The organism is Mesorhizobium sp. EU05-FHT14A09, from assembly GCF_058790995.1.
The window spans coordinates 79,138-104,731 of record NZ_JBYTDF010000003.1; the positions used below are offsets into that span (position 1 = coordinate 79,138).

Consider the following 25,594-nt stretch of genomic DNA (forward strand, 5'->3'; position numbering starts at 1 on the left):
CGTTGTCGCGGAGCCGCTGGCACTTTTGAGCGACATGTTTAACCGCGATAGCACGGAAGCAAGCCATGGCGAGAGAAAAATTGGACGGGCAGGCCGTTGCGGCACTTCTGGCCGGACTCGAGAACTGGACGCTTGCCGCCGATGGGACGTCGATCCGGCGCAGGTTCGAATTCAAGAATTTCTCGGAGGCCTTCGCCTTCATGACGCGCTCGGCGCTTGCCGCCGAGAAGCTGGATCACCATCCAGACTGGTCGAATGTCTACAAGACGGTGGATGTCACGTTGAATACACATGACGCCGGCGGGCTCACAGCGCTCGACTTCGAACTGGCCAAGAAGATGGATCGCTTCGCCGGTAACTGAACCGACCAAGTCGGCACCGCCGACTGAGTGAGCCGAGCCGACCAAATCGATTGCATCTTGTGAAGGATCGCAAGGGTCACCACATTTTCTGGCGAGGCCAGGCGTTGCCTGACGCTTCACGAGGGAAAACCACTGATGGTGCAAGGCAGCAACTACGAATTCTTCGGGCCCGACGGCAAGGCTATCGGCGAAGAGAACGTGCGCGCGAAATTCTGGCGCACCGCGAAGAAGGCAGCGCGGCAGGTTCCGTTCATGGAAGACGTCGTTGCGGCCTATTATTGCGCCCTGGACAAGGAAACGCCGGTCAAGGTCAAGGCGATCCTGCTTGGTGCACTCGCCTATTTCGTGCTGCCGGTCGACGCCATTCCCGATATCGTCGCGGGCATCGGTTTCACCGATGACGTTGCGGTTCTGACCGCGGCGATCACCGCGGTGCGCGCGCATATTACGCCCGCTCACAAACTGGCTGCCCGCCAGGCGATCGCCGAACAGGACTGACGCGGCGTCACCGCATTGCGTGCCGATGCGGTCCCTTTCGGGTAAGTCCAGTCAAATTCTTGCCGTTTTCCTGCTCTCCAAGTCGGCGCCGGGACACCGTGTCGTTGCCTGAAGGGTGGCCAAGGCACGGAATTGGCGGCGGTTTCCGAAGGGCATCTTCTTTTCAATGAAAAGTTCACCCTTTGGTAACCCAGATTAAATCAAACTAAAGCGAACCGGCGGGCGGGGGTCCGCCTGGCCCCGCACCGTATGGAATACAGGGAATAAGATGCGCGGATTGATCCTCACAGCCACCAGTCTGGTCCTGCTCGCCGTTGCCTCGCCGGCATTGGCGCAGCAGGCAACCAAGATCGGCCAGCATAATGCCTGGGGCACCTACAGCTACAAGGCGCAGACCGGCAAGGTGTGCTACGTGTTGACCGTTCCGACCGACAAACAGCCGCCCACGCTCGACCATGGCGACATGTTCTTCTTCGTCAGTCAGCGCCCGGGCCAGCAGGTTTCGTACGAGCCGCAGTTCATCGCAGGCTACAACTTCCAGCAGAATTCGAAGGCTACCGTGACGATCGACAACAAGTCGTTCTCGATGTTCACGCGCGGCAAGTCGGCCTGGGTTGAAAACGCCGCGGAGGAGCCGATGCTGATCGCGGCGATGAAGACGGGCAAGGACATGAAAGTGATGGCCAAGTCCGGCCGCGGCAACCCGACCTCCTATGTCTTCTCCCTGAAGGGCATTTCGGCGGCACTTCAGTCGATCGCCAGTTGCAAATAGGGTTCTGAAATCCCAATTTCTCGAAGAAGGGCCGGGCAACCCCCGGCCCTTCCTGTTTCAGGAACGAGGGGGCTTCCCAATGATGCGCGTCGTTGTCGATGAGGCTGGCGAACATCTCGATGCGGCGGCGCAGATATGGGCCGAGGCGACCAGTTGGCGCGACAATGACAAGGATGTGGCGCCGCTCGAATTGTCACGGCCCATCATCAAGCGCGTGCTGGAGATCTCGCCGCGTTCTTTCCTGCTGATGGTTTTCGAGGACGAGGATGACGGGCGACCGATCGCCTTCACCGCGGTCGCGCCCGTTACCGGAGATGAAGATATGGCTGAATTGCACTATCTCGGCGTCGAGCCGTCGTCCTGGGGCAGGGCCTATGGCGCGGTGGCGCTGGTGACAACGCAGGATGCCATGTTCGAACGGGGCTTTTCCGCAGCGAAGCTCTCGGTATACGTCGATAATGAGCGCGCGGTTCAATTCTACGAACGCTGGGGTTGGCGAGCGCATGGCGAGCCGGTGCCGCATCCGCGCACCGGTAGGCTGGAACAGGAGTATCGGTTCACTCTTGAGCCGCCCAAGCAATAAATCGGCCATCGTGACGCCATGCAATAGCTGTGATATGTGGCGCCTGAACCCTATCTAGCCAGGATTGTTCTTGTTCAAGCCAGATCTGCCATGACCTTTTCGCTCGACATCACTGATGGCAACACCCGTGCCGCGCTTGCGGCACGCGCAGCCGCGCCGCAAAAAGGCTCGCTCGTCGGCCTCAGCCGTGTCGAAATGGCCGAGGCGCTGGTCGCTGCCGGTATTGTCCCCGAAAAGCAGGCCAAGATGCGCGTGCAGCAGCTCTGGCACTGGCTCTATGTGCGCGGCGTCTCCGAATTCTCGCAGATGTTCAACATCTCGAAGGATCTGCGCACCGCGCTCGATCAGCATTTTGTGATTGGTCGTCCAGAGATCGTCGAGGAACAGATCTCATCGGATGGCACGCGCAAGTGGCTGTTCCGTTTCCCCCCGCGCGGCGCCGGCAGGCCGGTGGAGATCGAGACCGTCTATATTCCCGAGGAGGGGCGCGGCACGCTGTGCATTTCCTCGCAGGTCGGTTGTACCCTGACCTGTTCGTTCTGCCACACCGGCACGCAAAAGCTGGTGCGCAACCTGACGGCGGAAGAGATCCTGGCGCAGTTGCTGACGGCACGCGACCGGCTGGGCGACTTCCCGGATCGTGACACGCCGGCCGGCGCCATCGTGCCGGCGGAAGGCCGTAAGGTCTCCAACATCGTCATGATGGGCATGGGCGAGCCGCTCTACAATTTCGAGGCGGTCAAGCAGGCGTTGCTGATCGCTTCGGATGGCGATGGCCTGGCCCTGTCCAAGCGTCGTATCACGCTCTCCACGTCGGGCGTTGTGCCGGAAATCTTCCGAACCGGCGAAGAGATTGGCGTGATGCTGGCGATTTCGCTGCATGCGTCGAATGACGACCTGCGCGATCTTCTGGTGCCGATCAACAAGAAGTACCCGCTGAAGGATCTGATCGACGCCTGTCGCAAATATCCAGGCCTGTCCAACGCACGCCGTATTACTTTCGAATACGTGATGCTCAAGGACGTCAACGACAGTCTGGACGATGCCAAGGCGCTGGTGCAGTTGCTGAAGGGCATTCCGGCCAAGATCAACCTGATCCCATTCAATCCCTGGCCCGGCACCAACTATCAGTGCTCGGACTGGGAAACGATCGAGAAGTTCGCCGATTCCATCAACAATGCCGGCTACGCTTCGCCGATCCGGACGCCGCGCGGTCGTGATATCCTCGCCGCTTGCGGCCAGCTGAAGTCGGAATCGGAGCGGCTGAAGAAATCCGAGCGCCTGGCGCTCGAAGCAATGATGATCGCGGGACACGGCGAGTAGTGAGCGGGCAGAGGTCTGCTCCGACACTCTGGCTTGGTCGTTTCGGCCTCCTCATCCTCGGCTACCTGGCCGCAGTCACCGCAGCGACCGCAGCCACGGTGATCGCGCTCTTTATGACCAGTCTCGTCGCGGACGGCGCCGATATGCCCGCCCTGCTGAAGGGCCTGCGCCAGATACCGCAGACCTTTATGATCGGCATCGTCATAACCGTGCAATCGGCATTGCCCGGCTTCCTGATTGCCATATCGGCTGCGGCAATCCTCAGGTGGATCAAGCCGCTGAGCTACACGCTGGCAGGGGGATTGAACGGCGCCTTCTCCATTATTGTGCTCAATTTCTTCACGGACACCCGACTGTTCAACCTCCCGCAGGGTCTACTGATCCTGTGCGTCATCGGCGGCCTCGTCGGCGGTTTCGTTTTTCATCTGGTTTGCATCCGCCGAATTGCCAACTGGGGCAGGACGACCGCATGAACCGCTTCGCGGCTTATTTCATCCGCTGTGTTGTCATCCTGTTCGGTTATGCCGTTGCCGTACTGGCGGCGAGCGCCTTCATCAACGTGCTGTTTCTGGGCGCGATCGGATTCAACGCCGAGGAAACCCGCTGGTTGGCGAGCGGACCATTGGTCGTCACCATTCCGCTCCTGGCCGTCTTCGTCGGCTATTTCGCGTTCGCGCCCTCGGCTCTGCTGATCCTGGTGACAGAGGTTCTTGGTCGGCGCGACTGGCTGTTTTATGCGCTGGGCGGTGGTGTGGTCGCAGGCATAGTGCTTGGCGTAGCCTGGCAATCGGGCGATCCGGACTTCGCGGTTACCGACACGCGCATCATTCTCGGCATCCTCGGCGCGGGAATGGTCGGCGGCATTTTCTACTGGCTCAGCGCCGGCCGCTGGGCCGGTAGCTGGTGGCAGGACAGCATTGATGACGGGCAACGCTGAAATCGACATTGCGCAAACGCGCGCCGATACGCCTGAAATCGCTGAGCTGATCGCAGAGCGTCTCGCGCATTCGCACGCAACCGTGCCGGTGCAGAGCATTCACACGCTGGGTCTCGAGGCATTGAACCGGCCGGAGATCCTTTTCTGGACGGCGCGCCTGAGAGGGGCGCTGGTTGGCTGCGGTGCGCTGAAGCTGGAGAGCGGCAGGCTGGCCGAACTCAAGAGCATGTTCGTGCGTCCGCAGGCGCGCGGGCTCGGCATATCGAAACACGTGCTTACTGCGATAGAAAGCGAAGCAGCGCGCCGGTCCATCGAGCGCATCAATCTCGAAACCGGCACGGACAGCCACGCCGCGCGCAGGCTCTACGAGAACTTCGGCTATGCCTATTGCGAGCCGTTCGGTGCCTACTCGCCCGATCCGCTCTGTGTCTTCATGACGAAGCGGATCATTTCGCCTGGGCCGTCAGGATCTTGAGCGCGAAAGCGGAGAACACGCCAGCGAACAGATAGTCCACGGCTCGCGTCACGCGGGGGCTTGCCTTCATCGCCGCCGAGAATTTTTCCGCCGCAAAGACCATTGGCGCGGTGACCGGAATCGACAACACCACGAACATGGCGCCGAGAAAGAACAGCTTGCCGGGCGCATGTGGGTCGTGCGCGGAAACGAATTGCGGCAGGAAGGTCATGAAGAACAGGATGATCTTCGGGTTGAGCAGGTTTACTCCCAGTCCGGCCGCCCAGGCGCGGGTTAGCGAGACTTGCGGTCCGGCCCGCTTTTCCGGCGAGAAAGCCGATCCCTTGGCAATTGCCTGCCAGGCGAGGAAGACAAGGTAGCCGGCGCCGAAGATCTTCAGCACGAAAAACGCCATTGGCGAGGCAACGATCAGCGCTGAAATGCCGACCACCACCAGCGATGTGTGGATCAGCGTGCCGCACAGTGCTCCCGCCATCGAGGCGAAGCCGGCGGCGCGCCCCTGGCTCAAGGTGCGGCTGACAAACAATGTCATGTCCGGCCCCGGCGTGATCGCCAGGATGAAGGTGGCGATGGCGAACTGGATCAGCGTGGTGGTATCTGGAACAAACGACATTGCGATCCCCGCAGCAGGCAATCCGAGCCATAGCCGATAAGCTCGTCTTGCTCCAGGGGCAGTTTTGCCGCCCTATCGACCCAGCCGTCTCAGCGATGGAAGCTCCAGGACGGGGACTTCGGCAACGTCCTCGACGATGCCCGGGCCAAAGGTTGCTTCGATGATCTTCCCCAGCGGTTGCGGCCTGCCAAGCAGGTAACCCTGTGCCTCGTTGCAGCCTTCCTTCTGCAAAATGGAAAGCTGGATTGTTGTCTCGACACCTTCTGCAAGCACCGGGATTTCGAGGCTGCGCCCCAAAGCCAGCACTGCGCGCACGATGGCCTTGGCCTGCGGGCTCTTTTCGATATCGCCCATGAAGGAGCGGTCGAGCTTGATCTTGTCGAACGGAAAGGAACGCAGCGTATCGAGCGAGGAATAGCCGGTGCCGAAATCATCGATCGCGATGGTGACGCCAAGCGCCTTGATCTGGCGCAGCGCATGCAGGGTTCGCGACTTGTCAGCAATGATGGCGGACTCGGTCAGTTCCAGCTCCAGCCGGCGCGCCGGCAAGCCGGTTTCCAGCAGGATCTCGTGGATCAGCTTCGGCAGGTTGTTGTGCGAGAGCTGCTTGGGCGACAGGTTGACGGCAACCTTGTGCTCATTATGCCAACCTGCCGCGTGCCGGCATGCGGTGCGCAAAACCCACTCGCCGATCGCCTGGATTGAGCCGTTTTCCTCCGCGATCGGTATGAACTCGGCCGGTGGGATCATGCCACGTTCGGGGTGACGCCAGCGCAGCAGCGCCTCATAGCCGGTCACGTCACCGGTCAGCACGGAGGCTTGCAACTGGTAGTGAAGGGCCAGCTCGCCGCGCTCGATCGCGTGGCGCAGATCGTTCGCAAGCGCGCGCCGGTCGCGGGCCGCCTCATCCATGGCTGGTTCATAGAAGCACACGACTTGCTGCACATCCGCCTTGGCACGATACATGGCGAGGTCGGCATTGCTCACCAGGCGTTCACAGTCCTCGCCGTCGAGCGGATAGACGGCAACGCCGATGCTTGCCCCGGTAACGATCTCGAAATCGTCGAAACGCAGCGGCTGGAACAGCGCCTTTTCCAGTCTGGCAACAAAATCGAGAAGATCACTCTGCTCAGAAAACCGTTTGATCGCGGCGAACTCGTCGCCGCCGAGCCGAGCTGCGAACTCCCCATCCTTCAGCAGGCGCGTCAGGCGCCGCGCAATGGTCTTCAGGGCCTGATCGCCTGCAGCGTGTCCGCGCAGGTCGTTGATCTCCTTGAAACGGTCGAGATCGATGCCGATAACGGCGACCCGGGTGTCCTCGGCTTCACCCGCCCGCTCGATCGCATGAGCAAGATGGTCGTTGAAACTCGTCCGGTTCGGCAGGCCGGTCAGCCCGTCGTTGAGGGCGAGATGCTGCAGGCGCTCGTAGTTCTCGAAACGTGTGCGCTCGTCGATGAGATGGCTGACGGCGCCGGTGCCGGCGATCAGCAGTCCGACGATCGCCACCGAGACGGCCATGGCCTCGAGCACGCTGGGGTTGGTGCCGCCGGTGACGAAGGACATCGGCGTCACGGAAACGGCGGCCATGCCCGTGAAGTGCAAGCCCACGATTGCCAGAACCAGGCTGGCGGTGCCGACGAGGAATGCCTTCGGGCTCTGCCCATCGACCCACTGCCTCAATGCCAGGGACGCAGCGACAACTGCTATAAGGACGGATGTGGCGACGTAGGCGCCGTCCCATTCGACGATGCCGGCAACGTGATAAGCGGCCATGCCAGTATAGTGCATCGCCGAGACCGACAGGCCGACGACGGCACCTCCTGTCACCGCTGCGAAACGGTGGCTGCTTGCTGCCCCGGCAAAGCCGAGACCGGTGCCGATGATGGCAATGACCAGCGACGCCATGGTCAGCAGAGGCTCGAAGAAAATGGGGGCACCCGGGTCATAGGCCAGCATGGCGACGAAATGCGTACACCAGATCGACGAGCCGGCAGCGACGGCGGTCAGGACCAGCCAACCCTTGGCCTGCACGCCTTCGGTTTTCCTGGCGCGCTGGAAAAGGCCGGAGGTGACCCAGCAACCGGTGACGCAGAGGAATGCCGCAAGGAAGACGAGCCACAGGTTGTGTTCCATGGCGATGCAGGAGATGACGCGCATCAGATTCAGCTGACCTTCGAAGTGAGGCGATCGAGAGAATTGAGACCGACTAGCGGTTGAATCGTGAAGGCAGCTTTAACCCACTGGTATTTGAGGGGAGTTGCCTGTGGAGTTGAGCGGTACGGTCAATTAAGTGTTTTCATCAGCCGCCCCTAATGTTGGGCGGATGCCCGGCTCAACATCTTTGCTGCCAAACAATTTGGCGCAGTTGGCCGCTTCCCTCGGGATGGGAACCGCATTAGAGCGTTTCCGTTTTTCACGGAAACGCGGAAACGCTCTAGTCTTTTGTTTTTACGCAATTCCGGACGGAAAACCGCTACACACTTTTCCCGGAATTGCTCTAATAGTGGCGCCGAAAAGCGGTTCTGGCCAAATGCAGGAAGGTTGTCCTCCGATATGTCCAAGTTCAAAGACGTGAAGAAGGTTGTGCTCGCCTATTCGGGTGGTCTCGATACCTCGATCATCCTGAAGTGGCTGCAGACCGAACTCGGCGCGGAAGTCGTGACCTTTACCGCCGACCTTGGCCAGGGCGAAGAACTGGAGCCGGCGCGCCGCAAGGCCGAGATGCTCGGCATCAAGGAGATCTTCATCGAGGACGTGCGCGAGGAATTCGTGCGCGACTTCGTCTTCCCGATGTTCCGCGCCAACGCGGTCTATGAAGGTGTCTATCTGCTCGGCACGTCGATCGCCCGACCGCTGATCTCAAAGCACCTGATCGAGATCGCCGAAAAGACCGGAGCCGATGCCATCGCGCATGGCGCGACCGGCAAGGGCAACGACCAGGTGCGTTTCGAACTCTCCGCCTATGCGCTGAACCCCGACATCAAGATCATCGCGCCATGGCGTGACTGGTCGTTCAAGAGCCGCACGCACCTGCTGGAATTCGCCGAGCAGCACCAGATCCCGGTTGCCAAGGACAAGAAGGGCGAGGCGCCATTCTCGGTCGACGCGAACCTGCTGCACTCCTCTTCGGAAGGAAAGGTGCTGGAAGATCCATCGGTCGAAGCGCCTGAATATGTGCATATGCGCACGATCTCGCCGGAAGCCGCCCCGGACAAGGCGACGATCATCAAGATCGGTTTCGAGAAGGGCGATGCGGTTTCGATCAATGGCGAGCGTTTGTCGCCGGCGACGCTGCTTGCCAAGCTCAACGACTACGGCCGCGACAACGGCATCGGCCGTCTCGACCTGGTCGAGAACCGCTTCGTCGGCATGAAGTCGCGCGGCGTCTACGAGACGCCTGGCGGCACGATCCTGCTTGCCGCGCACCGTGCGATCGAGAGCATCACGCTCGATCGCGGTGCGGCTCACCTCAAGGATGAGCTGATGCCGCGTTATGCTGAGCTGATATACTACGGCTTCTGGTTCTCGCCGGAGCGGCAGATGCTGCAGGCCGCGATCGACCTCAGCCAGAAGGATGTCGAGGGCGAGGTGACGCTGAAGCTCTACAAGGGCAATGTTATGGTCACTGGCCGCGAGAGCCCGAAATCGCTCTACTCCGACAAGCTGGTAACCTTCGAGGACGATCAGGGTGCCTACGACCAGAAGGACGCAGCCGGTTTCATCAAGCTGAATGCGCTGCGCCTGCGCACACTCGCCGCCCGCAACAAACGCGGCTGATCGTGCGTAAGCCCTTTTGCTCTGCCGCCGGTATTGTGCTGCTGGCGGCGGTTCAACCCGCTGCTACCCAGGATTTTGATCCAGCTGCACTGGATCTGCCCGCGCTGGTCGAATGCCGCGTCGATGTGCCGACCTACAACGGTCTCGCCTTGTGGCTTGCGGGCGAAGGTGACGCGGCCGGAAAGCTGGGTTGGCGCAAGGTCGAGAGCGGCAATCCCTTTCTGTCGCAATATGAGCTGGAAAAGCCGTTTGCCGCCTTCGGCATGGAAACGAAAACGCTGGTTTTCACGTCCAGCGGTCCGATGGCCGTGCTGGATGGTACCGATGCGGCCGATCTGGCGAAGAAGCTCGGCGTAGAGCCGATGATTTCCAACCCGCAAAAATTCCTCGGAGAAAAGGTCGTTTCGGAGAACACCGAGACGTCCGAAGGCGTGACGTTTGCCACGCGCATCAGCCTCAACGTTTCCACGGTCGAGACGCATCCAGGCAAAGTGTTGGCGGGATGTTCCTACACGATCGACATCAAGTAGCGCATCCGGTGATGCTATGCTGGCGGTCTGATTGCTTCTTGAAGTCTTGTACAATGATAGGCCAAGCTAAGGCATCGCTACAGCTTGAAGTTTGCTGCGCCTGCATTTGCATCATTTGGCTGAGGGGGCCTTGATGAAGAATTATCTCGCTGCGTTGCTCGCAACGGTCGTTTTGCTTGCCGGTGCTCGCATGGCTGAAGCCGACGGCAAGCCAAACATAAAGGCTGGCATCGAGCAGTGCGTAAAGGATTACGCCCTGTTTCCTCTCTCCCTGAAGGAAGAGTTGAGAACTTTCATGGGGGTTTCGAAAGAGCGTGCGCCTGCGCTTTTTTGTCAGCGCCTGGTCAAAGCTGTTGCCAGCGGTCGGATTACATTTTCCGACATCAACCGGCTCCAGGAGAGCCGGGCCACCGAAATCTGGAAGGTCATCAAAGGACGGTAGTCGAGGATCGCCGGGCCGGCGATCCTCGCAATTTCCGTCTGAACGGCCTGAAGGAGTTAGAGCGTCTCCGTGAAGCACGGAGACGCTTCAGGCCCAAAGCCGTCTCCCATCAATCGTTGTCGATGGCCGTGGCGATGCGGGCGATTGCCTGCTGATAGACGCTGGCGGAGTTCCAGCCAGCGATAGCCCCCATGTTGCCCTCGGCGCCGACGCCAGCCTGCCAGCCGTGGCCCTTGAGGAAATTGGCGGTGGAAGCGAGCGCGGTTTCCTTGTCGCGCAGGTTCGCGCCGCCGACGCCATATTTCAGGACGTTCCCAGGCAGGAACTGGGTATGGCCGATCTCGCCATGCATCGCGCCCACCGAGCTGGCCGTCAGCGCGCCGCGATCGACGAGCTTGAGAGCCGCGATGGCATGGGGGTAGAAGAACTCGGGCCGGCGGCAGTCATAGGCGAGGGTCACAATGGCGGAGACGGTGTTCTGCTTGCCCATGGCAGCGCCGAAACCGGTTTCCATGCCCCAGATGGCGAGCAGCACGCCGGGTGTCACGCCATAGGTGCTCTCAATCCTGTTGAAGAGGGCCGCGTTCGCCTTCTTCATGGACTTGCCGCGCGAAATGATCGTCGCAGCGCCCCTGCGCTTCATGAAATCTTCGACAGAGCCGCTGAAAGCCTTCTTGACCGCCCGGTCAGCCCGGATGGTCGCCGTGGCGTATGTTGCACCTTCCAGTGCCGCAAGGCCGCGGCTCTTGACGCCGGCAGCCTGCGCTTCCTGGGCGAATTCCACTTTCCACTGGTCGAACCCAGCGCCAGACTTGCCGCATTCGGCGGCCTGGGTGGCGCCCGTCAGCAGCAAAAGCGCCGCCGCGGCCGCGAAAACCTTTCCCTTGGCATGCAATGCCATTCTCATCTCCTGGTTGCCTGAATCACCTCGCGAGGCGAATTTGCCAGCGAACATCGAACTTGTCATCGACGTTTGCCAGGCGCCCGCCGTGTTCCGGCTAAAAAGCCAGAACCCCGCTCCAATCAAGCTTTTTTTGCGGATTTTGCCCGATTGGAGCGTCGATCTGGCGGTGCCTGCGGCTCACCTGCAACGACAAGCCGGAACAAAGCGTGAGCATCCGGCAAAACTTTAACGGGAACGGCGGGGTGACGCGGACGTTTCCGCAGCGAGGGACGTTAACAAGAGGAGCGAGACAATGAGGACATTGCTGTTGTCCGCGATCGCGGGAACACTGGTTGCCCTGTCGGGCTCGGCCTGGGCGGATACGCTCGTATCGGCCGACAGAGACCTCAACATGCGGGCCGGGCCTGGTTCGGGCTATCCTGTGGTCGGTGTCCTGGCGGCAGGCCAGACCGCGGTGCTGGATGGTTGCCTACAAGGATCGAAATGGTGCGCCGTCGGCGATGTCGGCAATCGTGCCTGGGTCAATTCGGACTATGTGACCAGCGAATTCTCCGGGAGGCGCGTGATCCTGGCAGAGCGGCCTCTCGATTCCGGGGTGACCGTGATCGAGACACCGGCTGTTGCCGAGGAAGACGAGCTGTCGACCGGTGCAATCATCCAGGCCGACGAGGCGTCGATACCGCCGATGGAAGTTCGCAGCTATGTCAGGACGAATGCAGTCGATCCGATTTATGTAGAGGACGAAATTCGGACCGGCGGTTCGCTGCCCGATACGGTCGTGCTGCGCGAAGTTCCGGGCTACGACTATCGTTATGCCTATGTGAACGGCGAACCGGTCATCGTCAGCCCGTCGTCCCGGCATATCGTCTATGTCGGTGACTAGGACAGCCAGCAACGGTGCGCAGCGTTCGTGCGTCCGGAATTGCGTGAGGCAAAGGATTGGGGCGTTCCCGCGAGAGGCGGAACGCTTGAGGACATCGCGATGCAGGCGGGCCATCCAGCGAATTAACCCAATTCCTTGCGGTGTGATTGCGAGGGTTCCGGGCATCGCCTAGTCATGGCGATGCCCGCTTCAGCATGCGGGTTGATCGAGAAGAACCTGCATGACCACCGAGCCAACAGCCTTCGAGCGCTATCGTGCGAGCCAGAGCGGCAAGATGACTCTGCTGCGTCTGTTGCTCGGGACAGTCATCATCGTGCTGGCCTGGACGCTTGCGACCTTTGCGGTGGTGCGGATTGGCTGGGGTTTCGTCGCGCTCGTGCCCGTCTCGTTACGGCCGGCCGGTTATGGGATGGAGGCTTTCCTGGCTTCACCCATCGGTGTTCTGACAGCGCTTCTCACGTTCTGCGGTATCTGGGGCGGTGCGTGGCTGGTGATGCGATGGATCCATCGCGAGCCTCTATCGGCGCTTTTCGGCAACAGCCGTCGCATTTCCCGATCCGATTTCCTCAAGGGGTTTGTTGCCGTCATTCTCACTTCGATCGCTTCCGAGGTGCTGCTGTATGCGCTCGATCCCGTCATCCGGCGCGGTTCGATTGGTCTTTCCGTCTGGTTGATCGCACTGGTGCCGGTGGCGTTGCTGACTTTCGTGCAGACTTCCGCGGAGGAGCTGCTGTTTCGCGGCTACCTGCCACGCGGCTTGGCCGGGCGTTTCCGCAGTCCCTTGGTGTGGGCACTGCTGCCGACGCTCGTCTTCACCGCGCTGCACTGGAGTGGAGGCTACGCGCCGGCGATGAATGCCGCCGGGCTCATCACCATCGGTGCCTTTGCGGCGGTCCTGATGATGCTCGTCTACGTGACGGGCAATCTGGGCGCTGCCTTCGGTGCGCATCTCGGCAACAACCTGTTCGGTTTCCTGCTGATTTCGCATCAGGCCAATCTTTCCAGTTTCGCGCTGTTCGAGGCGCGATCGCTGGAAGGACCGGGCTGGGCTGGCATCGACATCGCCCTGATCGCAGGCATTGGCATCGTGTCCAGCCTGCTGACGGCGCTGCTTCTGCTGCATCCGCGTTCCCTGCTCCGGGTGACGCGCGATCCTGGTTGAATGATCGAAAAGCCGGATTTCCGGCGTTTCCCTTGACTCCCGGCCATTTTTCCTGTCAAAGGCCGGCAACTTCCGCGACGAACGTTTTCGCGAAAGCCGACCGGGACGTGGCGAGCGCCGCATGATGCGCTGCAGAATGATCCCGGAGGCCAACACCCGGCAGCGCTGAGCGCCCCCGGGTGCTTTTTGGTTTTGGGCTTTTGCTTGGATGATCGGGACGGACGTATTACCTCTCGGGTCCGACCACCCGGGATCGAAGGAAGAAGCATGTTCGAATCGCTGCAAGAGCGACTAGGCTCAATTCTGAACGGCCTCACCGGCCGTGGCGCGTTGTCGGAGGCAGATGTCTCGGCTGCGCTGCGCGAAGTGCGCCGTGCGCTGCTGGAGGCTGACGTCGCGCTGGAAGTCGTGCGCTCGTTCACCGACAAGGTGCGCGAGAAGGCGGTCGGTGCGGCGGTTCTGAAGGCGATCAAGCCCGGCCAGATGGTCGTCAAGATCGTGCACGACGAACTGGTCGACATGCTGGGCGCCGAAGGTGTCGCCATCGATCTCAATGCGCCGGCTCCGGTCGTCGTCATGATGGTCGGCCTGCAGGGCTCCGGTAAAACGACAACCAGCGCCAAGATCGCCAAGCGGCTGACCGAGCGCCAGGGCAAGAAAGTGCTCATGGCCTCGCTCGATACGCGCCGCCCGGCTGCGCAGGAGCAGTTGCGGCAACTCGGCGAGCAGACCAAGGTGGCGACGCTGCCGATCATCGCCGGGCAGACGCCGGTCGATATCGCCAAGCGCGCCGTGCAGGCGGCCAAGCTGGGCGGCCACGACGTCGTCATCCTCGACACCGCCGGCCGCACGCATATCGACGAGCCGCTGATGGTCGAGATGGCCGACATCAAGAAGGCCTCGACCCCGCATGAAATCCTGCTGGTGGCCGACTCGCTGACCGGTCAGGACGCCGTCAACCTCGCCAAGAATTTCGACGATCGCGTCGGCATCACCGGCCTGGTGCTGACCCGCATGGACGGCGACGGCCGCGGCGGTGCCGCGCTTTCGATGCGTGCCGTCACCGGCAAGCCGATCAAGCTCATCGGCACCGGCGAAAAGATGGATGGGCTGGAGGAATTCCATCCCAAGCGCATCGCCGATCGTATCCTCGGCATGGGCGATATCGTCTCGCTGGTCGAGAAGGCCGCCGAAACCATCGACGCGGAAAAGGCCGCGGCGATGGCCAAGAAGATGCAGTCCGGCAAGTTCGACCTGAACGACCTCGCCGATCAGCTCGGCCAGATGCAGAAGATGGGCGGCATGGGCGGCATCATGGGCCTGATGCCCGGCATGGGCAAGATGAAGGACCAGATGGCGTCCGCTGGCCTCGACGACAAGATGTTCGGCCGCCAGCTCGCCATCATCTCGTCGATGACCAAGGCTGAACGCGCCAATCCGGACCTTCTCAAGCACAGCCGCAAGAAGCGCATTGCCGCCGGTTCGGGCACCGATGCCGCTGAGATCAACAAGCTGCTGAAGATGCATCGCGGCATGGCCGACATGATGAAGGCGATGGGCGGCAAGGGTAAGGGCGGCGGCATGATGCGCGGCCTGATGGGCGGCCTCGCCAACAAGATGGGCCTCGGCGGCATGATGCCAGGCATGGGCGGCATGCCCGATCTTTCCAAGATGGATCCCAAGCAGATCGAAGCCCTGCAGAAGCAGGCGGAAGCCGCTGGTCTCGGCAAAGGCCTGCCTGGCGGAATGCCAGGAGGGTTTCCCGGCCTGGGCGGCGGTGGTCTGCCTGGCCTGCCCGGTGGCCTGAAGCTCCCGGGCCTGGGCGGCCCGGGTGGCCTGCCCGGCCTTGGCAAGAAGAAGTGAGGCGGCAATGAGCGACGAAAAGACAATGGAAGGCGCACGCGCCCAGCTTGCCGGCTACCGCGCCTCGATCGACAACATCGACGCCGCGCTCGTCCATATGCTGGCGGAGCGCTTCCGCTGCACCAAGGCGGTTGGCGTGCTGAAAGCCACGCATGGCCTGCCGCCGGCCGATCCGAAGCGCGAGACCGAGCAGATCGAGCGACTGCGCCGGCTTGCCAAGGAAGCGCAGCTCGATCCCGACTTCGCAGAGAAATTCCTGAACTTCGTCATCCGCGAAGTGATCCGCCATCACGAGCAGATCGCCGCGGAAACGGCGCAAGCATGACCGGCCGAACCCGGCCGTAACCCGATCAACGAGAATCAGAGCTTTAGGAGAAACAAAATGGCACTGAAGATCAGACTGGCCCGTGCGGGCTCGAAGAAGCGTCCTTACTACCACATCGTCGTCGCCGACGCGCGCTCGCCGCGCGACGGCCGCTTCATTGAAGCGATCGGCGCCTGGAACCCGCTGCTGCCCAAGGACGGCGAGCGCATCAAGATCGATGCCGACCGCGCCAAGCATTGGCTGGGCAACGGCGCACAGCCGACCGATCGCGTGCTGCGCTTCTTCGACGAGGCAGGCATCGCCAAGCGCGAAGCCCGCAACAACCCGAACAAGGCTGAGCCGGGCAAGAAGGCGCAGGAACGCGCCGCCCTGCTGAAGAAGGCCCAGGAAGACGCGGCCGCTGCCGTGGCTGCTGCTGCCGCTCCGGCTGAAGCCAGCGAATAAGCAATTCCGCTTTTGCGGAGAGAAACGGCGGGTCGCAAGGCCCGCCGTTTTGCGTTCACGCCATAGGATCGGCAAACGGAGTGTCCGGCCTGCTGGCGTAGAAGATCACCATGCGCGCGGGCGTATCGCCACTCAGGTTGCGGCCGGTCATGGCGACATGCGCCGGCTCTATGAAGACGTCGCCTGCCTTCACGTCCACCGGCGTCCGGCCATCGAGTTCGAGCGTGAACGTGCCTTCCAGCATGTAGACCGTGACCGGGTGGCGATGGCTGTGGCGCGGCGTGCAGTCGCCCGGATCGAGCCTGGCCAGAAGAACCCGTATTTCCTGGATCTCCTCCTGCGGCATGCCGGTCGCCGTCTCGCGGCATAAGACCGAGAGTTTCGCGGTGCCCGAGGCTTGTGCCGAGGTGATGATGCCGACGGTCATGCCGGCGATGGCGTCTCTGGTTGCCATTGTCTTATGCATCGCTTCCTCCATCCCTGCCGAATGAAGGCTAGTGCGGAGGCGGGATTTGCGGCAGCCGCAAGCTTGCAGAGCTGCCGGGCAGAAGCGCATAACTTCGGGATGTTCGACTGGAACGACCTGCGCTACCTGCTTGCCGTCGCGCGTGAGGGCAGCACGCTGGCGGCTGCCCGGGTCCTGGGCGTCAACCAGTCCACGGTTCACCGGCGGCTCGTCGAACTCGAACGCCGCATCGGTTTCGCGCTCGTGGTGCGCCACGCGACAGGCTACAGGCTGACCGGACTTGGCGAGACGTTGCTCCCGGCGGCCGAGCGCGTGGATGAAGCAGTCTCACTTCTGCAGAACCAGATCCGGGCCTATGGCGATGAGCTTGTCGGGATCATTCGCCTGACCTGTCCTGAACCGCTGGTATCGCGCCTGGTCGGGTCGCCCTATCTCGACCTTTTCCACGAAAACCATCCAGGTCTGAAAATCGAATTCGTGATGAGCGACCGCTATCTCGACCTCGGAAAGGGCGAGGCGGATGTGGCGTTGCGTTCAGGCGAACCGGACGACGAGAGGCTGATAGGGCGCAAGATTGCCGATTCGATATGGGCGGTCTACGCCAGCAAAAGCTATCTCCAGCATCATGGCCGGCCGGAACGGATCGACGATCTCGGTCATCACGCGCTCGTCGGCTTCGACGGAATGCTCGCCGGTCATCGCGCTGCGAAATGGCTGGCGGCGGTCGCACCCGCTGCCAGGATCGCAGCGCGCAACAACAGTGTGCTTGGCGTGCTGCATGCCGTGAAATCGGGTATCGGTATCGCGCCGCTGCCCACCACCATCGCGGGGATGGACAACGATCTGGTCCAGGTTATCCCGCCTGTCCAGGATCTGACGCGCGGCTGGTATCTCCTGACCCGGGTGGATCTGCGTCATACGCCGCGTATCAGCAGCTTCTTTGATTTCACCTTCCGTCATCTCGACCTCATCCGGCCGATCCTGATGGGGTGAGGCCGTCCTGTCTCATGGCTGAAAGACCGGCGCGGACGCGCGTTTCGGCCCTTCGAAGTATGACGGCTATATGACGCTCGGCTTAAGCAAGAAGTAAGTAAGCCGCCGCTAACGTGCCGGCATGGCGCGCGATCCGACGATGTTGCGCGAGGCATGATGCCGTGATGCCTGGCCGATACCTTTCGGCATGAAAATCGATGCGACTCTGCCGTGAAGCCTGATGGAAGCCGGGCCGTGGAAGCGTTGCGGCAATGGCGGGCTGGAAAGATGTCGATCGCAGTGCGGATCAAGGAACTGGATGAACTTGCGAGGCAGCAGCGGCCTCTCGAGCCCAATCCGCCGGGCCAGGCTGAGCGCGCATTCTGGATCGATACCGAATTCGAGGATGTCCGATTGATGCTGCGCCGCTGGCAGGCAGCTTACATCGACGGTGTCCTCCCACCCTATGAGGAACTTGCACTGGGCAGCGTCGGCCGTTTTGCCGACGAGCTGGCGGTGATACGGCTCTCGGAGGGCCATGAGGGTTTTATCCTGCGCGCCGGCACCCGCTTCTGCGGCCTTGCCGATATCGCGGAAGCTTCAGTCTCCCTTTCCGCGCTGCCTTTTGCCGTCCGGCGTGCCGTGAACGACGCCATCGATCTCTCCCGTCTGGCTGCGCGCCCTTACCTTACGCTGTGCCGGTCGATCATAGACGGCATGGTGTCGACGATGGAGGTGCTGGCGCTGCCATTGTCCTGTCGCTGGCCAGGTGAATATTTCCTGATCTTCGCCAGACCGCGCAAAAGCCAGGTCGATCTCGCCCGCCTGCTCATCAACTCGACCGAAGAGGGCATTCTGGCGTTGAGTCCGCTGGAAGGCGTCGGCACCGCGCCCCGCGACTATCAGGTTCTTAGCATAAACAATGCCGCTGCCAGGATGCTCGGCGCGCCGGCGGAAAACATGCGTCTGCGTCTGCTGTCCGAGGTGCGCGCCGCAGAATGCCTGGCGCGCCTGCTGGAGCGTTGCCGCGACCGAGCCCAGGGGGCCGCGGCGCCGTCGCTCGAACTCGAATACGAACTCGCAGGCGAAGCCATCTCTTTGCAGGTCGGGGTCGCCGAGACCGATGGCCTTCTTGCCGTGACGCTGACCGACGTGCGCGACATCCGCAACCGCGAGGTTCTGTTTCGCTCGCTGTTCGACGACAATCCGGTGCCGATGTATGTGCGCCATCTCGCAACCGGCGAGTTTCTCAACGTGAATGCCGCGGCCCTTCATCTCTATGGGCACGATCGCGCAGCGTTCCTGGCCCTGGACATCCGCAATCTCGAGCCGAATTCCGCCGCGCGCGTCGGTTCCTCGGGCGAGCGCTTCGCGCGCCATCGCACGGTATCCGGAGCCGAGCTGGACGTCATCGAATACACACGCGCCATAACCGTTGGCGGGCAGGCTGCAACGCTGTCGACCATCGTCGACGTGACGGAACGCAAGCGAGCGGAAGAACGCATCTCCTTCCTCGCCCATCACGATCCGCTGACCGGCGTCGGCAACCGCACCACCTTCTCGCAGGAAATCGAGGAAGCCGTGGCGACGGCGGTCGCTGGTCACCAGCCCTTCGCGCTGGTCCTGATCGACCTCGACGACTTCAAGGCGGTCAACGACACGCTGGGGCATGCAGCGGGCGATTCCCTGCTGATCGAGACGGCGGACAGGATCCGCCGGCTGCTGCGTCGCACCGATCTCGTGGCGCGTCTCGGTGGTGACGAGTTCGCGGTTCTGCTGCGCGGCGCGCTGAGCCGGGACGATGTCCAACTGCTGGCCGGGCGGATCATCCAGGCGATCGCCCAGCCGCATGGCTATGAAGGGCACAAGCTGTCGATCGGCGCCAGCCTTGGCGCCGCCATCGCTCCTGTCGATGCGCGCGAGGCCGGCACACTGCTGAAATGCGCCGACCTGGCGCTCTACCGCTCGAAGCGGGAAGGCAAGGGCACATTCCATTTCTTCGAACCGGAGATGGATGCCGAAATGCGGGAGCGCCGCGAGCTGGAGCTCGAGCTGCGCGCCGCGGATTTCGACCGCGAACTGGAGTTGCACTACCAGCCGATCATCTCCCTGCGCAGCGGTGGCCTGCGTGGCTTCGAGGCACTGGTGCGCTGGCGCAACCCGAGACGTGGCATGGTGTCTCCGGCGGAATTCATCCCGCTGGCCGAAGAGACCGGCATGATCGACGCCATTGGCAGATGGGTGCTCGAAGAGGCCTGTCGGCGCGCGGCCACCTGGCCGCAGGACCTCATCATCGCGGTCAATGCCTCGGCGGTACAATTTCGCCAGGGGCGCTTCGCGGAGACTGTCAGTCAGGCACTCGCCGCATCCGGCCTCGACCCTGCGCGCCTGGAGATCGAAATCACCGAATCCGTGCTGCTTGCCGATACCGGGGCCAACCTGGCCTTGCTGGAGCGGCTCAAGGATGTCGGCGTGCGTATCGCGCTCGACGACTTCGGCACCGGCTATTCCAGCATGAGCTATCTCAGACGCTTCCCGTTCAGCCGGCTGAAGATCGACCGCTCCTTCATCCGCGACATAGGCTCCAGTCGCGAATCCATGGCGATCGTCAGGGCCATCATTGGTCTGGGCACCAATCTCGGCATCGACACCACCGCGGAAGGGGTCGAGACCGGAGCGCAGCTTGAGCTGCTGAGGCAGGAACGCTGCGGCGAGATCCAGGGCTTCCTGTTCAGTCCGCCGGTCGACAGTGAGGGCGCCTCGCGCATCATCGACAGCTACCGAAGCGACGACAGCAAGGTCGCCTAGGGGGCGTCAGGAGTAGAAGAAGTTCTCAGCCTCCAGCATCGCGGGCGCCGGTTCGCCGAGCGCTTCGAACACGGAGACCTCGCAGACCCGGCAGAGCGCATCGAGCGCAAGGTCGTTGGCCTCCGTGCCGAAAGGATCTTCCAGTTCTTCCGACAAGGCATCGAGCCCGAAGAAGGTATAGGCGATCAGCGCCGTGAACAGCGGCGTCACCCAGCCGGCCGACGCGGCAAGCCCGAAGGGCAACAGCAGGCAGACGATGTACGCCGTTCTGTGCAGTAGCAGGGCGTAGGCAAAAGGCAGCGGTGTGCCGGCGATGCGTTCGCAACCGGCCTGCATGGCCGCAACCGCCGACAAACGCTCGTCGAGGATACGGTAGCCAATGCTGTCGATCGCACCGCCCTCGCGCAAGGTTGCGACCCGCTTGCCCATGCGCCGCACCATCTCGTCCGGCCGATTGGCGAAGCGGGTGAGGTTATCCGTGGCATCACCGATGAAAAGGCGCACCTCGGCGGTGCTGTCGATCCGGCGCAGTTGGCCGCGCAGCAAATGGCAAAAGGCCAGAAGATCCATCAGCAGCAAACGCTGTTCTTCCCGCACCGAAATCAGGCCGGTGGCTGCGCGGGCGAGATTGCGGACGTCGTAGACCAGTTGCCCCCATAATTTGCGCGCTTCCCACCAGCGGTCGTAGGCGGCGTTGTTGCGGAAGCCGAGATAAATCGACAGGGTCACGCCCAGCAGGCCGAAAGGGGCGATGGTGAAGCCGCTGAGTTCGATGCCGAAATATCTGACCAGCGCGACAACGGCCGCCGCATAAGCGGCAAACCCAAGGATCTGGGGCAGGATTCGCGGTACGATCGACCCGCGCATGATGAAGAAGAGCTGCCAGAGCCCCGGTTTTGGCCGTACGATCATGACAACCCCATTCCTGACCCGCTTGGATGTGTCCGTCAGATTCTCTGGGCATAGAATGGGAAGCGGTTGCTAGCAACAGACGGTCGCGACGCGATGCGTCGAGGCCGATGCTTCAAAAACTGTTTGCGGTTGCGCGTCAGTAGTCGGGGCGAGCGCGATAGTCGGGATCGTCGTTGTAATAACGGCCGCCGCGATCGGGACAGCGATCAACGAAGACGCGTCCGTAGCGGTCACGATAGCGACATTTGCCGCGTTCGCTGGCATTGCCGATCAGGGCGCCCGCCACCGTGCCGACGGCGCCGCCGATGACCGCGCCTTCGACCGGATTGCCGGCTACGGCGGCACCCACCGCTGCACCACCCAGTCCGCCGATCGCAGCACCCTTTTCCGTCTGCGAACAGGCGGCGAGGGGCAGCAGCACCGCCGCCAGGATCAACACATTCTTCATGATCGTTCCTTTCGAGGCGATATGCCTCCCGCCTGTGTTGAACGTCATAGTTCTGGATTCGATCCAAAACGTTGGCATCTCTCAGCTTGCGAACGGCAGCAGTGCGCGCAGCCGCCGGTCGCGCAGCCACAGGCCGCCCCACAAGAGCAGGCCGAGATAGATCCCGAAGAAGGTGTGCGAAAACAGCGGATTGCCGATCCTGACATGGGTGGCGATCGCACCGCCGAAATAACCGGTGAGCAGGATGGCGCCCAGGACGGATGTCCGTGGCCAAGCATAGAGCGCTGTGGAAACCAGCCCGATAATGCCGAGAAGGCGCGCGGTGCCGACATCGGCGGGCCAGCCGATTTCGGTCATCGTCTGGGTGACGATATCGAGCGGCGGCAATTTGATGACGCCGTCAAAGATCATGAAAAGGATGATCAAGCCGCTCATGATGCGGCCGGCCCACAGAGCGCGCGGCGAGATGGTTTCCAGGTTCGGCACGTTGATCTGCGAGATGTTGGACATGGTTGTTCCCTCCAGTTGCTTCGGGGGTCTGGAATTGTCTCCAACCACCTGCGAAGTTACGCCTAGGACGAGCCAGCAGTCGCAAACCCGACATGGGGTCGCATTTTTTGTCATCGAAATCGCGAGGATAGACATGAGCGGCGAAACCAACCTCTCGAAATTGCTCGGCTCGATGCGTCCGCAACTGCAACCGGACAGGTATGTCTTTGTCTCGCTTCCACTGGACCGCAGTCTGCCGGACGGCGTTCCGCCTTTGATGGTGTTTGGCGAGAAAGAAGGCTGGACCTGCATCGTGAATGAGGATGCGGCGAGCCAGGCTGGGCTTTCCGGTACCTTCCCGTGCCGTATGATCACGCTTTCCGTCCACTCGTCACTGGAAGCTGTCGGCTTTCTGGCCGCGGTGCTGCCGCGTCTTGCGGCGGCAGGCATGGGGGTCAATCCGGTTTCCGGCTTCTACCACGATCATCTGTTCGTGCCGGCCGATCGTGCGCAAGACGCCATGCACATCCTTGAGGAACTGGCACAGGCACACAAAGGCTGACACCCCCACTTAACGCGTTGTTTGTCCCTTCGCTCTAAGGTGAAGGCGGGACATTCGGGCGTGTCGGTGAGTCAGGACCTCTTCATATCACTTCTCAATCCGGTGCTGTCGATCGTTCTGTCGACGGCATTTTTCGTGCTGTGGTCCTTCAGGCGCGAAAACCGTTACGTGCTGCAGCTGAGCATCTGCTACTTCGCGGTGGCCGTCGGCTTCATGCTGCAGTCTTTCGATTTCGGCGCGGGGCCGGCCGTATCGAAGGTCATTTCCAATCTCCTGTTTTTCGGAGCGCTTCTGCTGCTGGTGGCAGCTGTCACGACCCGCCAGGGCGTGCGCGTTCCCTTGCTGGCATCGCTTCTGTGCATAGCGGCCGGCATGGGCGGGCTGCTGTGGTTCCTGTTTGTGCAGCCCTATTTTCCGGGACGGGTGTTTTCCGTGAACTACGGACTTGGCGCGCTGTGCATCGTCGCCATGTTGCGGCTGCGCCAATCCAACCGTCGTTCGGTGATTGACCGCATGATCGTCCTGATGGCCGGCGTCAGGGCCGCGGACTTTTTCATTCGTCCGCTGCTGGTGGCGCTGCTGAGCGGCGTCGACGCTGGACTTCCGCCATACACGCACTCGCCTTACTGGCTGACCACGAGCCTTTCTGTGATGGTTTTCTCGCTGCTGATCGCACTCACCCTGCTGACCGCCGTTGCGCTCGACACCATCAAGGAACTGCAGGCCGAGTCGGAGACCGATGCGCTATCGAAGCTGCTCAACCGGCGTGGCTTCGAGCAGAAGGCCGCATCCGTGCTGGAGCGCTGCACCCGCATGGGTACGCCAGTGACGCTGGTGCTCGCCGATCTCGATCACTTCAAGTCGGTGAACGACCGTTTCGGACATGCTGTCGGCGACCAGGTCATCGTCGAGTTCGCCACAAAGCTGCAGAGTGCAGGCTCACGCGCGGTCGTCGGCCGGGTCGGGGGGGAGGAATTCGCGGTGCTGATGCCGTCGACAGACCTTGTCGCCGGGCGTCTCTTTGCCGAAACGGTGCGCGAGGCCTTCTGCTCGGAGACGGTGGAAGGTGTGCCACCCGGCGTCAAGCTGACGGCCAGCTTCGGTGTTGCCGGCCGCTTCGGCGGCGAGGAACTCGCCCCACTGATGCTGCGTGCCGATGAGGCGCTCTACAAGGCCAAGCAGAACGGTCGCGACAGTGTCCGCATCTCGTTTCAGCGGCAACCGGCTGCGACGTTCGTGGAACTGCCAGCCGCAAGTTGAGGAGGTCGTCGTCCGGTTAACCTGTTCTTCGTATCGCGGCGTTATGATCATCACTTGCTAAAATGACCAATTTGATGCGACCGGAACCGAGGCTGCGGATAGATTTGTCGCGATGAGTGGTGCGAACTTCATCCTGGCGATCAACCTTTTCGTCGCTGGCCTGCTGGCAGCGGCCTTCATGACTGTTGCCGCCTATGACACGCGTCGTGTCGCCGCACGCTGGCTGGCGCTGGGCTATGCCGTCGGCATGGCCTATTTCGTCGTCGAATTCTCTATCCCCGCTTTCAACTATGCGACGCCGCCGGTGGTGGCGGCCTTTGCCGTGTTCCTTGCCGCAACGCTCATCTTCAACATCGGGCTGGCATACAAATACGGCATAACGCCACCCTGGCGCTTCATGGCCGCGTTCCTGCTGGCCACTTCGGTGATCGTCTATTTCGTGCAGGATCTGCCCCGGAACTCCTTCCCGCGCATGATGGCCTACCAGTTTCCCTATGCGGCAGCACAGCTGATCGGATTTTGGATCGTCTGGTCGTCCAGGCAACGGCGCGAGAAGCTCGACATCATCCTGATGGTGGTTCTCGTGGCAAGCGCCCTGCAGTTTGCGTCGAAGCCGCTGATCGCCCATGCGCTGGGTGGTTGGGGCGCCGACCCGCAGGCCTATCTGCAAACGAATTATGCGATGGTTTCGCAGTCGTTGGGCACGGTGTTCGCGATCGCGCTTGCCCTGCTGCTTCTGGTCATCCTGGTGCGTGACGTTCTCTCCGAGGCCACCTCGAAATCCGAGACCGACACGCTGTCCGGCCTGCTCAATCGTGGTGGGTTCGAGCGTCATGCCGAAACCGCGCTGCGCGAGGGCACCCGCCAAGGCCTGCCGGTATCGCTGGTCATCGCCGATCTCGATCATTTCAAGCTGGTCAACGACAATTTCGGCCATGCCTGCGGCGATCGCGTCATCGAAACCTTTTCCGGTTTCCTGCGCGACGCGGCCGGCCAGAGTCATCTCGCCGCGCGTCTCGGCGGCGAAGAGTTCGCGGTGATGCTGCCAGGTACCAATCTTGCCGCCGCGCGGCTGTTCGCGGAAGGTGCGCGCAGCGCCTTCGGTGCGCTGCCGATCAAGGGGCTGCCATTGTCCTATCGCTGTACGGCAAGCTTCGGCGTTGCCGAACTGCGGCCGGGCGAAACCCTTTCCGAACTGATGCGCAGAGCGGATGAAGCCCTCTACGGGGCAAAGAAGGGCGGTCGTGACCAGGTCCGTGTCGCTTCGGGTCCTCTCACGGTCGTTGCGAAGCCCAACGGCAAGCCGCTGGGCAACGGCTTCAACGGCAGGGACTGATTTCCGGCATTTCACCGTCGGCGAGGCCGTACATATAGGAACGGCCTTTTACGAAGGCCGGTGGACGATAGCAGTCGCGCTCGCCAGAGCCGACGCGGTCGAGATAAAGCACCCTGGGTTGGCCAGCACTGGTGTAGTCGGCCATCTTCTTGGCCATGGCGCCCTCACCGACGAGGATGCGTTTGTAGCCCGTCGCGCTGTCGATCACGAGGTTGCCAAAGGAATCGGCATAGGCACGATCATGTTGACTCGACCAGGCCAACGCGGGCAGCGCATGACCGCAGGTCGCTACAGCGAGTACGAGACCGGCGCAGATCTTGCGGGTCAAATGCATGGCGCTCCTCCATTCGGAAACGAGGGTGCCTCCTCGAATCGCAGAATTAACCTTTTCTTAACCTTTGTTAAGGGGGTGAGGCGCGTCCAGGCAACGGCTTTGCTTAACATGGTT

General features: G+C 61.9%; 30 protein-coding genes. 22 read left to right on the forward strand and 8 right to left on the reverse strand.

Annotation, left to right across the window (positions count from 1 at the left end):
* Window positions 1–65: 65 nt before the first annotated feature.
* The 8 genes from AC3WTO_RS11920 (at window position 66) to AC3WTO_RS11955 (ending at window position 4,950) form a co-directional block, all read left to right on the forward strand.
* Window positions 66–362, forward strand: coding sequence for a 4a-hydroxytetrahydrobiopterin dehydratase (locus tag AC3WTO_RS11920; protein WP_492460952.1), 297 nt, complete (start codon window positions 66–68; stop codon window positions 360–362).
* A 135-nt stretch (window positions 363–497) separates the two neighbouring features.
* Window positions 498–860: a YkvA family protein gene (locus AC3WTO_RS11925; protein ID WP_492460953.1), complete on the forward strand. Its 363-nt coding sequence runs from the start codon at window positions 498–500 to the stop codon at window positions 858–860.
* 268 nt (window positions 861–1,128) lie between these two features.
* The gene (locus AC3WTO_RS11930; protein WP_492460954.1) at window positions 1,129–1,632 is read left to right on the forward strand and encodes an invasion associated locus B family protein; all 504 of its coding nucleotides are present in this window, start codon (window positions 1,129–1,131) and stop codon (window positions 1,630–1,632) included.
* Between the two features lie 79 nt (window positions 1,633–1,711).
* A complete protein-coding gene (locus tag AC3WTO_RS11935; protein ID WP_492460955.1) occupies window positions 1,712–2,215 on the forward strand; it encodes a GNAT family N-acetyltransferase in 504 nt (167 codons plus the stop codon).
* 90 nt (window positions 2,216–2,305) lie between these two features.
* Window positions 2,306–3,538: a dual-specificity RNA methyltransferase RlmN gene (rlmN, locus tag AC3WTO_RS11940; protein WP_492460956.1), complete on the forward strand. Its 1,233-nt coding sequence runs from the start codon at window positions 2,306–2,308 to the stop codon at window positions 3,536–3,538.
* Entirely contained in the window at window positions 3,538–4,011 is a 474-nt protein-coding gene (locus AC3WTO_RS11945; protein WP_492460957.1) for a hypothetical protein, read from the forward strand. Before rlmN ends, AC3WTO_RS11945 begins: the two co-directional genes overlap by 1 nt.
* The gene (locus tag AC3WTO_RS11950) at window positions 4,008–4,475 is read left to right on the forward strand and encodes a hypothetical protein (RefSeq protein WP_492460958.1); all 468 of its coding nucleotides are present in this window, start codon (window positions 4,008–4,010) and stop codon (window positions 4,473–4,475) included. The genes AC3WTO_RS11945 and AC3WTO_RS11950 overlap by 4 nt, the downstream gene beginning before the upstream one ends.
* Window positions 4,459–4,950 carry a GNAT family N-acetyltransferase gene (locus AC3WTO_RS11955; RefSeq protein ID WP_492460959.1) on the forward strand — a complete coding sequence of 164 codons (492 nt, stop codon included), beginning with the start codon at window positions 4,459–4,461 and terminating at the stop codon, window positions 4,948–4,950. Before AC3WTO_RS11950 ends, AC3WTO_RS11955 begins: the two co-directional genes overlap by 17 nt.
* On the opposite strand, the gene AC3WTO_RS11960 is transcribed toward AC3WTO_RS11955, so the two are convergent.
* On the reverse strand, window positions 4,922–5,563 hold the full coding sequence (locus AC3WTO_RS11960) for a LysE family translocator (protein WP_492460960.1): 642 nt from the start codon (window positions 5,561–5,563) through the stop codon (window positions 4,922–4,924). The two genes, AC3WTO_RS11955 and AC3WTO_RS11960, sit on opposite strands and share 29 nt — an antisense overlap.
* Before the next feature lie 72 nt (window positions 5,564–5,635).
* Window positions 5,636–7,720 (reverse strand): putative bifunctional diguanylate cyclase/phosphodiesterase, encoded by a 2,085-nt coding sequence (locus tag AC3WTO_RS11965; protein WP_492460961.1) that lies wholly within the window; start codon window positions 7,718–7,720, stop codon window positions 5,636–5,638.
* 396 nt (window positions 7,721–8,116) lie between these two features.
* Between AC3WTO_RS11965 and AC3WTO_RS11970 the strand changes: the two genes are divergently transcribed.
* From AC3WTO_RS11970 to AC3WTO_RS11980, 3 genes are all read left to right on the forward strand, one after another.
* The gene (locus AC3WTO_RS11970) at window positions 8,117–9,340 is read left to right on the forward strand and encodes an argininosuccinate synthase (protein WP_492460962.1); all 1,224 of its coding nucleotides are present in this window, start codon (window positions 8,117–8,119) and stop codon (window positions 9,338–9,340) included.
* Between the two features lie 2 nt (window positions 9,341–9,342).
* Window positions 9,343–9,870, forward strand: a complete 528-nt coding sequence (locus AC3WTO_RS11975) for a hypothetical protein (RefSeq protein WP_492460963.1) — start codon at window positions 9,343–9,345, stop codon at window positions 9,868–9,870.
* Window positions 9,871–10,003: 133 nt separating this feature from the next.
* Window positions 10,004–10,312, forward strand: coding sequence for a hypothetical protein (locus tag AC3WTO_RS11980; protein WP_492460964.1), 309 nt, complete (start codon window positions 10,004–10,006; stop codon window positions 10,310–10,312).
* A 109-nt stretch (window positions 10,313–10,421) separates the two neighbouring features.
* Here the strand turns inward: AC3WTO_RS11980 and AC3WTO_RS11985 are convergent, their stop codons facing one another.
* On the reverse strand, window positions 10,422–11,213 hold the full coding sequence (locus tag AC3WTO_RS11985; protein ID WP_492460965.1) for a lytic murein transglycosylase: 792 nt from the start codon (window positions 11,211–11,213) through the stop codon (window positions 10,422–10,424).
* Between the two features lie 40 nt (window positions 11,214–11,253).
* Here AC3WTO_RS11985 and AC3WTO_RS11990 point away from each other — a divergent pair, with 40 nt between their 5' ends.
* From AC3WTO_RS11990 to rpsP, 6 genes are all read left to right on the forward strand, one after another.
* The gene (locus AC3WTO_RS11990) at window positions 11,254–11,445 is read left to right on the forward strand and encodes a hypothetical protein (protein ID WP_492460966.1); all 192 of its coding nucleotides are present in this window, start codon (window positions 11,254–11,256) and stop codon (window positions 11,443–11,445) included.
* 63 nt (window positions 11,446–11,508) lie between these two features.
* Window positions 11,509–12,099, forward strand: a complete 591-nt coding sequence (locus AC3WTO_RS11995; RefSeq protein ID WP_492460967.1) for a DUF1236 domain-containing protein — start codon at window positions 11,509–11,511, stop codon at window positions 12,097–12,099.
* 220 nt (window positions 12,100–12,319) lie between these two features.
* Complete coding sequence (locus AC3WTO_RS12000) at window positions 12,320–13,261, forward strand: CPBP family intramembrane glutamic endopeptidase (protein WP_492460968.1); 942 nt, start codon at window positions 12,320–12,322, stop codon at window positions 13,259–13,261.
* Between the two features lie 267 nt (window positions 13,262–13,528).
* A complete protein-coding gene (gene ffh, locus AC3WTO_RS12005) occupies window positions 13,529–15,124 on the forward strand; it encodes a signal recognition particle protein (protein WP_492460969.1) in 1,596 nt (531 codons plus the stop codon).
* Window positions 15,125–15,131: 7 nt separating this feature from the next.
* On the forward strand, window positions 15,132–15,449 hold the full coding sequence (locus AC3WTO_RS12010; RefSeq protein ID WP_492460970.1) for a chorismate mutase: 318 nt from the start codon (window positions 15,132–15,134) through the stop codon (window positions 15,447–15,449).
* Window positions 15,450–15,506: 57 nt separating this feature from the next.
* The gene (gene rpsP / locus AC3WTO_RS12015; RefSeq protein ID WP_492460971.1) at window positions 15,507–15,893 is read left to right on the forward strand and encodes a 30S ribosomal protein S16; all 387 of its coding nucleotides are present in this window, start codon (window positions 15,507–15,509) and stop codon (window positions 15,891–15,893) included.
* 55 nt (window positions 15,894–15,948) lie between these two features.
* Here the strand turns inward: rpsP and AC3WTO_RS12020 are convergent, their stop codons facing one another.
* A complete protein-coding gene (locus AC3WTO_RS12020) occupies window positions 15,949–16,359 on the reverse strand; it encodes a cupin domain-containing protein (RefSeq protein ID WP_492460972.1) in 411 nt (136 codons plus the stop codon).
* Window positions 16,360–16,458: 99 nt separating this feature from the next.
* Between AC3WTO_RS12020 and AC3WTO_RS12025 the strand changes: the two genes are divergently transcribed.
* Both AC3WTO_RS12025 and AC3WTO_RS12030 read left to right on the forward strand, forming a co-directional pair.
* Window positions 16,459–17,352, forward strand: coding sequence for a LysR family transcriptional regulator (locus AC3WTO_RS12025; RefSeq protein ID WP_492460973.1), 894 nt, complete (start codon window positions 16,459–16,461; stop codon window positions 17,350–17,352).
* 267 nt (window positions 17,353–17,619) lie between these two features.
* Window positions 17,620–20,139 carry a putative bifunctional diguanylate cyclase/phosphodiesterase gene (locus tag AC3WTO_RS12030; RefSeq protein ID WP_492460974.1) on the forward strand — a complete coding sequence of 840 codons (2,520 nt, stop codon included), beginning with the start codon at window positions 17,620–17,622 and terminating at the stop codon, window positions 20,137–20,139.
* A gap of 6 nt (window positions 20,140–20,145) precedes the next feature.
* Here AC3WTO_RS12030 and AC3WTO_RS12035 read toward each other — a convergent pair whose 3' ends face one another.
* The 3 genes from AC3WTO_RS12035 to AC3WTO_RS12045 form a co-directional block, all read right to left on the reverse strand.
* Window positions 20,146–21,051 (reverse strand): bestrophin family protein, encoded by a 906-nt coding sequence (locus tag AC3WTO_RS12035; RefSeq protein WP_492460975.1) that lies wholly within the window; start codon window positions 21,049–21,051, stop codon window positions 20,146–20,148.
* Between the two features lie 136 nt (window positions 21,052–21,187).
* Window positions 21,188–21,499, reverse strand: a complete 312-nt coding sequence (locus AC3WTO_RS12040; RefSeq protein ID WP_492460976.1) for a YMGG-like glycine zipper-containing protein — start codon at window positions 21,497–21,499, stop codon at window positions 21,188–21,190.
* A gap of 81 nt (window positions 21,500–21,580) precedes the next feature.
* A complete protein-coding gene (locus AC3WTO_RS12045; RefSeq protein ID WP_492460977.1) occupies window positions 21,581–22,009 on the reverse strand; it encodes a DoxX family protein in 429 nt (142 codons plus the stop codon).
* Between the two features lie 133 nt (window positions 22,010–22,142).
* On the opposite strand from AC3WTO_RS12045, the gene AC3WTO_RS12050 reads away from it, so the two are divergent.
* The 3 genes from AC3WTO_RS12050 (at window position 22,143) to AC3WTO_RS12060 (ending at window position 25,146) form a co-directional block, all read left to right on the forward strand.
* On the forward strand, window positions 22,143–22,550 hold the full coding sequence (locus AC3WTO_RS12050; protein ID WP_492460978.1) for an ACT domain-containing protein: 408 nt from the start codon (window positions 22,143–22,145) through the stop codon (window positions 22,548–22,550).
* Between the two features lie 60 nt (window positions 22,551–22,610).
* A complete protein-coding gene (locus AC3WTO_RS12055; protein ID WP_492460979.1) occupies window positions 22,611–23,810 on the forward strand; it encodes a GGDEF domain-containing protein in 1,200 nt (399 codons plus the stop codon).
* A 112-nt stretch (window positions 23,811–23,922) separates the two neighbouring features.
* On the forward strand, window positions 23,923–25,146 hold the full coding sequence (locus AC3WTO_RS12060) for a GGDEF domain-containing protein (protein ID WP_492460980.1): 1,224 nt from the start codon (window positions 23,923–23,925) through the stop codon (window positions 25,144–25,146).
* Here the strand turns inward: AC3WTO_RS12060 and AC3WTO_RS12065 are convergent.
* Window positions 25,130–25,480 carry a hypothetical protein gene (locus AC3WTO_RS12065; RefSeq protein ID WP_492460981.1) on the reverse strand — a complete coding sequence of 117 codons (351 nt, stop codon included), beginning with the start codon at window positions 25,478–25,480 and terminating at the stop codon, window positions 25,130–25,132. The genes AC3WTO_RS12060 and AC3WTO_RS12065 overlap by 17 nt on opposite strands.
* Between the last annotated feature and the right edge of the window lie 114 nt (window positions 25,481–25,594).

Bases quoted from the DNA above. Each gene is read 5' to 3' on its own strand.
- AC3WTO_RS11920 (WP_492460952.1), top strand. From the start codon at position 66: ATGGCGAGAGAAAAATTGGACGGGCAGGCCGTTGCGGCACTTCTGGCC.
- AC3WTO_RS11925 (WP_492460953.1), top strand. From the start codon at position 498: ATGGTGCAAGGCAGCAACTACGAATTCTTCGGGCCCGACGGCAAGGCT.
- AC3WTO_RS11930 (WP_492460954.1), top strand. From the start codon at position 1,129: ATGCGCGGATTGATCCTCACAGCCACCAGTCTGGTCCTGCTCGCCGTT.
- AC3WTO_RS11935 (WP_492460955.1), top strand. From the start codon at position 1,712: ATGATGCGCGTCGTTGTCGATGAGGCTGGCGAACATCTCGATGCGGCG.
- rlmN (WP_492460956.1), top strand. From the start codon at position 2,306: ATGACCTTTTCGCTCGACATCACTGATGGCAACACCCGTGCCGCGCTT.
- AC3WTO_RS11950 (WP_492460958.1), top strand. From the start codon at position 4,008: ATGAACCGCTTCGCGGCTTATTTCATCCGCTGTGTTGTCATCCTGTTC.
- AC3WTO_RS11955 (WP_492460959.1), top strand. From the start codon at position 4,459: ATGACGGGCAACGCTGAAATCGACATTGCGCAAACGCGCGCCGATACG.
- AC3WTO_RS11960 (WP_492460960.1), bottom strand. From the start codon at position 5,563: ATGTCGTTTGTTCCAGATACCACCACGCTGATCCAGTTCGCCATCGCC.
- AC3WTO_RS11965 (WP_492460961.1), bottom strand. From the start codon at position 7,720: ATGCGCGTCATCTCCTGCATCGCCATGGAACACAACCTGTGGCTCGTC.
- AC3WTO_RS11970 (WP_492460962.1), top strand. From the start codon at position 8,117: ATGTCCAAGTTCAAAGACGTGAAGAAGGTTGTGCTCGCCTATTCGGGT.
- AC3WTO_RS11980 (WP_492460964.1), top strand. From the start codon at position 10,004: ATGAAGAATTATCTCGCTGCGTTGCTCGCAACGGTCGTTTTGCTTGCC.
- AC3WTO_RS11985 (WP_492460965.1), bottom strand. From the start codon at position 11,213: ATGGCATTGCATGCCAAGGGAAAGGTTTTCGCGGCCGCGGCGGCGCTT.
- AC3WTO_RS11995 (WP_492460967.1), top strand. From the start codon at position 11,509: ATGAGGACATTGCTGTTGTCCGCGATCGCGGGAACACTGGTTGCCCTG.
- AC3WTO_RS12000 (WP_492460968.1), top strand. From the start codon at position 12,320: ATGACCACCGAGCCAACAGCCTTCGAGCGCTATCGTGCGAGCCAGAGC.
- ffh (WP_492460969.1), top strand. From the start codon at position 13,529: ATGTTCGAATCGCTGCAAGAGCGACTAGGCTCAATTCTGAACGGCCTC.
- AC3WTO_RS12010 (WP_492460970.1), top strand. From the start codon at position 15,132: ATGAGCGACGAAAAGACAATGGAAGGCGCACGCGCCCAGCTTGCCGGC.
- rpsP (WP_492460971.1), top strand. From the start codon at position 15,507: ATGGCACTGAAGATCAGACTGGCCCGTGCGGGCTCGAAGAAGCGTCCT.
- AC3WTO_RS12020 (WP_492460972.1), bottom strand. From the start codon at position 16,359: ATGCATAAGACAATGGCAACCAGAGACGCCATCGCCGGCATGACCGTC.
- AC3WTO_RS12025 (WP_492460973.1), top strand. From the start codon at position 16,459: ATGTTCGACTGGAACGACCTGCGCTACCTGCTTGCCGTCGCGCGTGAG.
- AC3WTO_RS12030 (WP_492460974.1), top strand. From the start codon at position 17,620: ATGTCGATCGCAGTGCGGATCAAGGAACTGGATGAACTTGCGAGGCAG.
- AC3WTO_RS12035 (WP_492460975.1), bottom strand. From the start codon at position 21,051: ATGATCGTACGGCCAAAACCGGGGCTCTGGCAGCTCTTCTTCATCATG.
- AC3WTO_RS12040 (WP_492460976.1), bottom strand. From the start codon at position 21,499: ATGAAGAATGTGTTGATCCTGGCGGCGGTGCTGCTGCCCCTCGCCGCC.
- AC3WTO_RS12045 (WP_492460977.1), bottom strand. From the start codon at position 22,009: ATGTCCAACATCTCGCAGATCAACGTGCCGAACCTGGAAACCATCTCG.
- AC3WTO_RS12050 (WP_492460978.1), top strand. From the start codon at position 22,143: ATGAGCGGCGAAACCAACCTCTCGAAATTGCTCGGCTCGATGCGTCCG.
- AC3WTO_RS12060 (WP_492460980.1), top strand. From the start codon at position 23,923: ATGAGTGGTGCGAACTTCATCCTGGCGATCAACCTTTTCGTCGCTGGC.
- AC3WTO_RS12065 (WP_492460981.1), bottom strand. From the start codon at position 25,480: ATGCATTTGACCCGCAAGATCTGCGCCGGTCTCGTACTCGCTGTAGCG.